The sequence below is a fragment of the Nonomuraea sp. 10N515B genome (genome assembly GCF_052245915.1).
In the GTDB taxonomy this organism is placed as follows: domain Bacteria; phylum Actinomycetota; class Actinomycetes; order Streptosporangiales; family Streptosporangiaceae; genus Nonomuraea.
In genome coordinates this window covers 33,576-41,586 of record NZ_JBQQBQ010000074.1, presented here as the reverse complement: position 1 = coordinate 41,586, position 8,011 = coordinate 33,576, and the positions used below count along the sequence as shown (strand labels likewise).

Genomic DNA, 8,011 nt, shown 5'->3' with positions numbered 1-8,011 from the left:
CCCCCTTTCTTCCGTTCCCCCCCGCGCCGGTGCGTCACGCCGCAACGGGCGTGCGCGGGAGGACGACACTGGGCTGGGGGCGGCGGCCCGGCAGGGCGAGCAGCACCAGGCCCAGCAGGCCCCACAGGGCCAGGACGCCCACTGGCGTCCACAGGGCCGCGCCGTCGAAGAAGACCGTGTTGCGCACCGCCTCGGCGGCCGGTCCGAGCGGGAGGATCTGCCCGACGGCGGCGTACCACTCCGGGATGTACCGCGCCCCGAGCGGCCCGCCGCTGGCCGGCAACCCGATCGGGATGAACAGCAGCGCCGCCACCCCCACCCCGGGCACGCCGAGGAGCTTGCGCAGGCCCGCGACCACGAGCCCGATCGCCAGCGAGATGCCCCACGACACCAGCACCAGCCAGCCGAACCGACCCGGCAGTGCCCCGAACACCGCGTCGGCGAGCCACGCGTTGCCCGCGCCCGCGACCAGCGAGCCGGCTGCCAGCACGCCGAGCCGCCCGCCGAGACCGAGCCCGGGCGCGACCTGGAACATCAGCACGGCCAGCGCGATGCCCGGCAGGACCAGCGCGAGCACGTAGAACATGCCGGAGATGCCGCCGGAGTCGCCGGGCGGCAGGGGTGCCGCGTCCTCCACCTGCAACGGGCGCCCCTGGGCCTGGGCCGCCGCCTGGAAGGCGGAGGTGATGATCGTGGCGCCGGTGCGTCCGCCCGCGCTGGCCACGATCAGCTTGCCCTCCTGCGGCACGAGCACCGCGTCCACCTCCCTGTCGAGCAGCGCGGCCCGCGCGACGTCGGCCGTGGTGTACTCGCTCAGCGCGAAGGCCCCCTCCTTGCGCTGGTCGATGCCCGCCTGGAGCTGTGCGACCTGCTCGCCGGGGGCGACGACCGCGACGGGCACGCCGTGCGGCTCCGGCTGGTGGAACGCGCCGAGGAACGATCCCGCGAAGAGCATCCCCAGCAGGGTGACCCCGACCACGAGGCCGATGATCTTTCCCATCTTTTTCACCACCTGATGACTTCATCGATGTTGAATTCTACGGTAGATGAATTCCACGTGGTTGAATAGCCCCATGGCCGATGAACGGGGCAGACGACCGGGGAACCCGCAGACGAGGGACGAGATCCTGGAGGCCGCGATCGCCGCCTTCCTCGCCAAGGGCTATCGCGACACCACGATCAGGGGCGTGGCACGGGAGGCAGGCGTCGACCCGGCGCTCGTGATGCACTTCTTCGGCACCAAGGACGGATTGTTCGAAGCGGCGATCAACGGCAGCATGCCGGTCGCGCTGATGATGGAGGCCCTCGACGGCGACGAGGAGCACCTCGCCGAGCGGCTCTCCAGGAGATATGTGGAGCTCTGGGAGGATCCGGCGCACGGGCCGAGGATGTCGGCCGTGTTGCAGGCGGCCACCGCCACCTCGGCGGCGGCCGACCTGCTGAAGCACCTGATGCGCCAGGAGTTGCTCGGCCCCATCGCCCGGCGGCTGTCGAGCGACCACGCCGAGGTCCGGGCACTGCTGGCGGCCTCGCAACTGGTCGGCATCGCGATGCTCCGCTACGTCCTCAAGGTGGAGCCGCTGGCGTCGCTGCCCGCCGACGTGGTCGCGGCCGCCGTCGCACCGACCCTCCAGCGTTATCTGACGGGTGCGCTCTCCCTGGAGGAGATCGCCGTCTCGCGGTAGGTGGCCATCGTGAACAGCAGCGTCACCAGGCCGAACGCGGCGGCCAGCACGATCACGCCCGTCCTGCCGTACCAGTCGAGCGCCGCGCCGCCGGCGAGACCGGCCATGAACAGCCCGAGGTACTGCGCGGACGACAGCAGCCCGAGCCCGATCGGCACGTTGTCGGGAACCGCGGCGACGGTCCTGAACTGCTGGGCGGGCACCACCAGCCAGCCGAGCGCGCCCCACAGGAACGCCCAGCCGAGCGCGATCGGCAGCGCGAGGTTCGCGACGGGGATGAGGGCCATGAACACGGTGGACGCGGCCAGGCCCACCATGATCATCTTACGTGGGCCGTACGCGTCGGTGAGGCGTCCACCCAGTTGGTTGCCCACGACACCGCCCAGCCCCCATGCCCACAACACCGCGGGCAGCGGCAGGTCGAACAGCGACCCGATGTAGGTGTACGCGGTGAACGCGGCCGCGAACATCAGCAACTGCGTGACCAGCACCGCCAACACCCGCCGGTCCCCCAGCGGCGTGAAACGCTCCTTCAGCCGCCCCGACGCCGGAATCCTGAGCTCGGGCACCACGGCCGCCACCCAGGCGAGCCCGACCACCCCGAGTCCCACCACGAGCCAGAGCGTGGCCCGCCAGCCGGCGGCCGAGCCCAGCCAGGTGCCGAGCGGCACCCCGATCGCCGACGAAACACTCAATCCGCCCATGACCAGCGCGAGCGCGCGGCCGCGGCGCTCCGGCGCGGTCAGCGCGTTGGCCACGCCCGACGCGGTCGGCGTGAACATGGCCGCCCCGGCGGCGGCGATCACCCGGGTGGCCAGGACCAGCGGGTACGTCGCGGCGAACGCGGTCAGCACGTTGCCCAGCACGAAGACGCTCAGGGCCAGGAGCAACAACCTCTTGCGCGGCATGCGGGCGGTCAGGGCGGCGAGCGGGGGCGACAACACCGCGTACGCCAGCGCGAAGACCGTCATCAACTGCCCCGCCGCCGACGGTGAAACCGCCAGATCCGCCGAGATGGGCGCTAAGAGCCCGGCGGTCACGAATATGCCAGTACCGATCGCGAAATTTCCGACAGCCAGCGGAAAGAGCCGCGCACTCATGAAGCCTCCAGCAAATGTTGGATGCCCATCAAACTGTCTTATAGTTGGATAGTTGTCAAACCATAAGACAGAGGTAGGGTTCACCCATGCGTCTGCTCCCGCATCCCGCCACCGAGGACATCGAGCTCACCGAGGTCCTGCGGGCGCTGGCCGACCCGGTCCGGCTCGAGATCGTCGTCCGGTTGTCCGTGGCGGGCGAGTTGAACTGCACCGTCGCCGGCGACGACCTCGGCGTGCACAAGTCGACGGCCTCACACCATTACCGGACCCTGCGCGAGGCTGGCGTGGTGCTCACCAAGCAGGAAGGCAGGCTCAAGTTCATGAGCCTGCGCCGCGACGACCTGGAGTCCCGCTTCCCCGGCCTGCTCGACTCGATCCTGGCCGCGACCACATCCCATGTCCGCTTCTGACCCGCTGCCCATCCACCACGTCCTGCCCGAGCTGCTCGCCGTGCTCGAGCGGCACGGCACCGCCGTGCTGACCGCACCGCCCGGCACGGGCAAGACGACGGTGGTGCCCCTGGCGCTGGCCGAGGCGGGGATGCGGGTGCTGGTGGCCGAGCCGCGGCGGCTGGCCGTACGCGCGGCGGCCCGGCGGATGGGCGTGAGCTACACGATCCGCGGTGAGCGCCACACGGGCGCGAACCCCATGGTCGAGGTGGTCACGACCGGCGTGCTGCTCCAGCGGCTCCTGCGGGACCAGGAACTGGCCGGGGTCGACGCGGTCATGCTGGACGAGTGCCACGAGCGGCACCTGGACGCGGACACGGCATTGGCGTTCCTGCTGGACGTGCGCGACACGCTCCGCCCCGACCTGCGCCTCATCGCCACCTCCGCCACCGCCGACGCCGCGCCCTGGTCCCGCCTGCTCGGCGGCCCGGTCGTGACGGCCACCGGGACCGCGTATCCGGTCGAGACGGTGTGGGCCCCCTCCCCGCGCCCGGTCGCCCCGCCACACGGCCTGCGCGTGGACCCCGCGTTCCTGTCCCACGTGGCTTCCGTGGTCCGCCGCGCTTGGGCCGAACGCGACGGCGACGTGCTGTGCTTCCTCCCCGGGGTGGGCGAGATCGCCAAGGTGGCGGCGGCACTCTCCGACGTCCCGGAGGTCCTGCAGGTGCACGGCCAGGCCCCGGCCCACGTCCAGGACGCCGTCCTGTCGGCGGGGCGGGCGCGCCGGGTGGTCCTGGCCACCTCCGTCGCCGAGTCGAGCCTGACCGTTCCCGGCGTCCGGGTGGTCGTGGACTCGGGGCTGGCGCGCGAGCCGCGTACGGACCATGCCCGGGGTCTGGGGTCGCTCACCACGGTCAGGGTCTCCAAGGCGGCCACCGGCCAGCGGGCGGGGCGTGCGGGCAGGGAGGCGCCCGGCACGGTGTATCGGTGCTGGACCGCCGCCGACCACGAGCGCCTGGCCGACCATCCGCGCCCCGAGATCGTGCTCGCGGACCTGACCGGGTTCGCGTTGCAGGCGGCCTGCTGGGGTGATCCGGACGCCTCCGGCCTGGCGCTCCTGGACCCGCCGCCACCGGCCGGGATGTCCGCCGCGACCCGCACGCTGGCCGAGCTCGGCGCCCTCGGGCCGGATGCCAGGGTGACGGAGCGTGGGCGGCGGATGGCGCTCGCAGGCGTGCACCCGCGCCTGGCCAGGGCGCTGTTGGATCTGGGGCCGCGCGCCGCCGAGGTGGTGGCGCTGCTGTCCGAGCAGTTGCCGCGCGACGCGGGGGACGACCTGGTGGAGGTCTGGCGCACGGCTCTCCGTGGCAGATCCGGCTTCGCCGCACGCTGGCGCCGGGAGGCTCAGCGTCTCCGCAGAGCGGCCACCCAGGCCCGCAACCCGGATCCGCCTGCCACCCCGGCGCCCTCGACGTGCCAGCCCGGTGGTCTGGAACCACCGGCGCGCGAGGCAGGCGGCGCGACCACACAGGACGTGCTGGCCGGGATGGCCGTGGCGCTGGCGTTTCCCGAGCGGGTGGCGCGGCGGCGTGGCGGCGGCTATCTCATGGCGTCCGGCACCCGGGCCCAGCTGCCCGACGGCTCCCGGCTGCAGACCGCCGAATGGCTGGCCATCGCGGTCGCCGACCGCCCCACCGGGTCCGCCTCGGCCCGCATCAGGCAGGCGGTCGCGATCGATGAGGACATCGCCAGGCTGGCGCACCCCACCACGACAGAAGACGAAGTCGAGTGGCGGGTCCCGCCGGGCGAGCGTCGCGGCGACGTCTCCGCCCGCAGGGTCGAGCGCATGGGCGCCATCGAGCTGTCCTCGACCCCGCTCAAGGACGCCGACGTCCGCGAGGCCATCCTGTACGGCCTCCGCACCGAGGACGTCCTGACCTGGACGAAACAGGTCAAGGACCTCAGGGACCGCCTGGCCTTCTGCCACCGCGCGATCGGCCCCCCGTGGCCCTCGATGGACACGCTCATCGACCTGGCGGACCAATGGCTGGAACCCGAGCTGTCGAGAGCCCGCCGCCGCGCCGACCTGGAACGCCTCGACGTCGCCCAGGCGCTCAAACGTCTGATCCCGTGGAGCGAACGCCTGGAGAAGGTCGCCCCCGAGCGCATCGAGGTGCCCAGCGGCTCCCACATCCGTGTGGACTACTCGGGCGAGCAGCCGGTGCTGGCGGTGAAGCTGCAGGAGCTGTTCGGCTGGCAGGAGACGCCGGAGATCGCGGGCGTGCCGGTCCTGGTGCATCTGCTCTCCCCCGCGGGCCGGCCGGTGGCGGTCACCGCGGACCTGGCGTCGTTTTGGCGGGACGCCTACCGTTCCGTACGCGCCGAACTCCGCGGCCGCTACCCCAAGCACCCCTGGCCGGAGGACCCGCTGACGGCCGTCCCCACGAACCGGACCCGCAGATGACCATCCCACTCTCGCCACCAGGTGGGAAAAGCTGCACACTCTAGACATGTTGTGGGCAGGCAGGACCGCCACCGAGATCGCGACGGCCGTCCGGCGCGGCGAGGTCTCGGCCACGACGGTCGTCGAGGAGCATCTGCACGTCATCTCCGCACGGGACCCCGAGGTGGGAGCCTTCCGGCTGGTCAGGGAGCAGGCCGTGGAGGAGGCGCAGGCCGTGCAGAAACGTCCCGACCTGGCGCAGTTGCCGCTGGCCGGCGTTCCCGTCGCGGTGAAGGACAACCTGGAGGTGGCGGGCGAGGCCACCCGCGGCGGCTCCGCCGGCACCGCGGACGTGCCCGCGCGGGCGGACCACGCGACGGTCGCGCGGCTGCGCGCGGCAGGCGCGGTGGTCGTCGGCCTGACCAACCTGCCCGAGCTGGGGCTCGTGGCGTTCGGCGACAGCGCGTACGGCATCGTGCGCAACCCCTGGGACCGGACCCGCACGACCGGCGGCTCGTCCTCGGGCAGTGCGGCGGCCGTGGCGGCGGGCATGGTGCCGATCGCGCTCGGCAACGACGGCATGGGCTCGCTGCGCATCCCGGCGGCGGCCTGCGGCGTGCTGGCCATCAAGCCGGGCGCCGGTGTCGTGCCCCCGCCGGCCAACGACTGGGATCGGCTGACGGAGAACGGCCCGCTGGCCACGACCGCGTCCGACCTGTCGCTCGCGCTGTCCGTGCTGGCCGCCGACCCGTCGCTGGCCGAGGCATGGCGTGGCGGCCGCCGGGTGGATCCACGCCCGCCCATGCTGCGCTCGGTCTGGGCGGACGACGAGGAGGTGTGGGAGCCGCCGCCACCGGACAGCCAGGAGCTGTTCGACCTGCGGGTGGCGTACGCGCCTCAGCCGCTGCCGATCGGCCTGCCCATGGACAAGGAGTTCCAGGCGGCGGTGCGCGCGGCGGCGGAGACGTTGCGGGTGGCCGGGCACACGGTGGTCGAGCACGGCCACCGGCTGCCTGCCTGGCTGGGCCCGGCCGCGGTCGCCACCTGGCTCGGCCAGGCCGCGACGGCGGCGGACGACCTGGACAGCCGGAGTGTGGAGCGGCGCACCCGGGCGCTGGCCCGCGCCGGCCGGGTGCTGGGCCGGCTCAAGCTGAACGGCGTACGCGGACGTGAGCGCTGGAGCGCCTATGGGGCCGATCAGTGGTTCGGCGACGCGGACGTGCTGATCACGCCCGTGCTGGGCACCATCCCGCCCAGGGCGGACCGCTGGGGCGAGCGCGGGCTGGTTCGCAACGTGCTGGCGAACCTCAGGTTCGCCCCCGCCACGGGCGCCTGGAACATGTGCGGCTGGCCCGCGATCAGCGTGCCCATCGCCACCCACTCCAGCGGCCTGCCGATCGGCGTGCAGCTCATCGCCCCGCCCGGCGGCGAGCCGCACCTGCTCGGCCTGGCCGCCCAGCTCCAGTCCGCCCACCCCCCGGTGCGGCCACGCGGCTACCACTGACCGCCCGGGGGGTGAACGGCTCAGATCCCGACCGGGTGCCAGACGGTCTTGGTCTCCAGGAACCGGGTCATCCGCCCGATCCCCGGGTCGGCCGTCCAGTCCTCCTGGGCGGGCCGCAGGACCCGCTTGAGGTTGTCCGCAGCCGCCTGCTCGCAGCGCAGCGCCAGATCGGCGTCCGCCACCCCGGTCAGGTCGAGCCCGTTGACGTCCATGTGGCCCGCCAGCCAGGGCGCGAGCTCGGCCTGCTTGCCGGTGAGCACGTTGACGACACCGCCGGGCAGGTCGGACGTGGCCATGACCTCGGCCAGGGTGATCGAGGCGAGCGGAGACGGCTCGGAGGCCACGACCACGCAGGTGTTGCCGGTGACGATCACCGGCGCGACCACCGACACCAGCCCGAGCAGCGGGTCGGCCGGCGCGACGATCGCGACCACCCCGGTCGGCTCGGGTGAGGACAGGTTGAAGTAGGGGCCCGCGACCGGGTTGGCCGCCCCGTGCACCGAGGCGATCTTGTCGGACCACCCGGCGTACCAGACGAGCCCGTCCACCGCCGCGTCCACCGCCTCCAGGGCCGCCCTCTTACCGCCGCCCACCTCCTCGGCGAACTGGGCGCGCCGCCCCTCCAGCATCTCGGCGACGCGATAGAGGATCTGCCCCCGGCTGTAGGGGGTCGCGCCCGACCAGCCGGGGAACGCCTTGCGCGCCGCCACCACGGCGTCGCGGGCGTCCTTGCGCGAGGCATGCGAGGCGTTGGCGAGGAATTCGCCCTTGGGCGAGGTCACGGGGTAGGACCTCCCACTCTCAGAGCGCGGGAACGCCCCGCCGATGTACAGCTTGTAGGTCTTTCTGACGGACAGCCGGCTCATCGACCCTCCTGCGAGGTATGGACG

7 protein-coding genes are annotated in these 8,011 nt (G+C 73.0%); 4 read left to right on the top strand and 3 right to left on the bottom strand.

What is annotated here, in order from left to right; translation table 11 throughout:
- Positions 1–34: 34 nt before the first annotated feature.
- On the bottom strand, positions 35–1,000 hold the full coding sequence (locus ACTWQA_RS51175; protein WP_443166084.1) for a hypothetical protein: 966 nt from the start codon (positions 998–1,000) through the stop codon (positions 35–37).
- A 73-nt stretch (positions 1,001–1,073) separates the two neighbouring features.
- Here ACTWQA_RS51175 and ACTWQA_RS51170 point away from each other — a divergent pair, with 73 nt between their 5' ends.
- Positions 1,074–1,685: a TetR/AcrR family transcriptional regulator gene (locus ACTWQA_RS51170; protein ID WP_305914832.1), complete on the top strand. Its 612-nt coding sequence runs from the start codon at positions 1,074–1,076 to the stop codon at positions 1,683–1,685.
- On the opposite strand, the gene ACTWQA_RS51165 is transcribed toward ACTWQA_RS51170, so the two are convergent.
- Positions 1,637–2,785, bottom strand: coding sequence for an MFS transporter (locus ACTWQA_RS51165; protein ID WP_443166083.1), 1,149 nt, complete (start codon positions 2,783–2,785; stop codon positions 1,637–1,639). The two genes, ACTWQA_RS51170 and ACTWQA_RS51165, sit on opposite strands and share 49 nt — an antisense overlap.
- An 86-nt stretch (positions 2,786–2,871) precedes the next feature.
- Here ACTWQA_RS51165 and ACTWQA_RS51160 point away from each other — a divergent pair, with 86 nt between their 5' ends.
- Genes ACTWQA_RS51160 through ACTWQA_RS51150 form a run of 3 tightly spaced genes read left to right on the top strand, consistent with a single transcriptional unit; the run spans position 2,872 to position 7,121 of the window.
- Positions 2,872–3,195, top strand: coding sequence for an ArsR/SmtB family transcription factor (locus ACTWQA_RS51160; protein WP_443166082.1), 324 nt, complete (start codon positions 2,872–2,874; stop codon positions 3,193–3,195).
- Complete coding sequence (gene hrpB / locus ACTWQA_RS51155) at positions 3,182–5,638, top strand: ATP-dependent helicase HrpB (protein ID WP_443166081.1); 2,457 nt, start codon at positions 3,182–3,184, stop codon at positions 5,636–5,638. Before ACTWQA_RS51160 ends, hrpB begins: the two co-directional genes overlap by 14 nt.
- Before the next feature lie 46 nt (positions 5,639–5,684).
- Entirely contained in the window at positions 5,685–7,121 is a 1,437-nt protein-coding gene (locus ACTWQA_RS51150; protein ID WP_443166080.1) for an amidase, read from the top strand.
- A gap of 20 nt (positions 7,122–7,141) precedes the next feature.
- Here the strand turns inward: ACTWQA_RS51150 and ACTWQA_RS51145 are convergent, their stop codons facing one another.
- Positions 7,142–7,987: an aldehyde dehydrogenase family protein gene (locus tag ACTWQA_RS51145; RefSeq protein WP_443166079.1), complete on the bottom strand. Its 846-nt coding sequence runs from the start codon at positions 7,985–7,987 to the stop codon at positions 7,142–7,144.
- Between the last annotated feature and the right edge of the window lie 24 nt (positions 7,988–8,011).

Bases quoted from the DNA above. Each gene is read 5' to 3' on its own strand.
- ACTWQA_RS51175 (WP_443166084.1), bottom strand. From the start codon at position 1,000: ATGGGAAAGATCATCGGCCTCGTGGTCGGGGTCACCCTGCTGGGGATG.
- ACTWQA_RS51170 (WP_305914832.1), top strand. From the start codon at position 1,074: ATGGCCGATGAACGGGGCAGACGACCGGGGAACCCGCAGACGAGGGAC.
- ACTWQA_RS51165 (WP_443166083.1), bottom strand. From the start codon at position 2,785: ATGAGTGCGCGGCTCTTTCCGCTGGCTGTCGGAAATTTCGCGATCGGT.
- ACTWQA_RS51160 (WP_443166082.1), top strand. From the start codon at position 2,872: ATGCGTCTGCTCCCGCATCCCGCCACCGAGGACATCGAGCTCACCGAG.
- hrpB (WP_443166081.1), top strand. From the start codon at position 3,182: ATGTCCGCTTCTGACCCGCTGCCCATCCACCACGTCCTGCCCGAGCTG.
- ACTWQA_RS51150 (WP_443166080.1), top strand. From the start codon at position 5,685: ATGTTGTGGGCAGGCAGGACCGCCACCGAGATCGCGACGGCCGTCCGG.
- ACTWQA_RS51145 (WP_443166079.1), bottom strand. From the start codon at position 7,987: ATGAGCCGGCTGTCCGTCAGAAAGACCTACAAGCTGTACATCGGCGGG.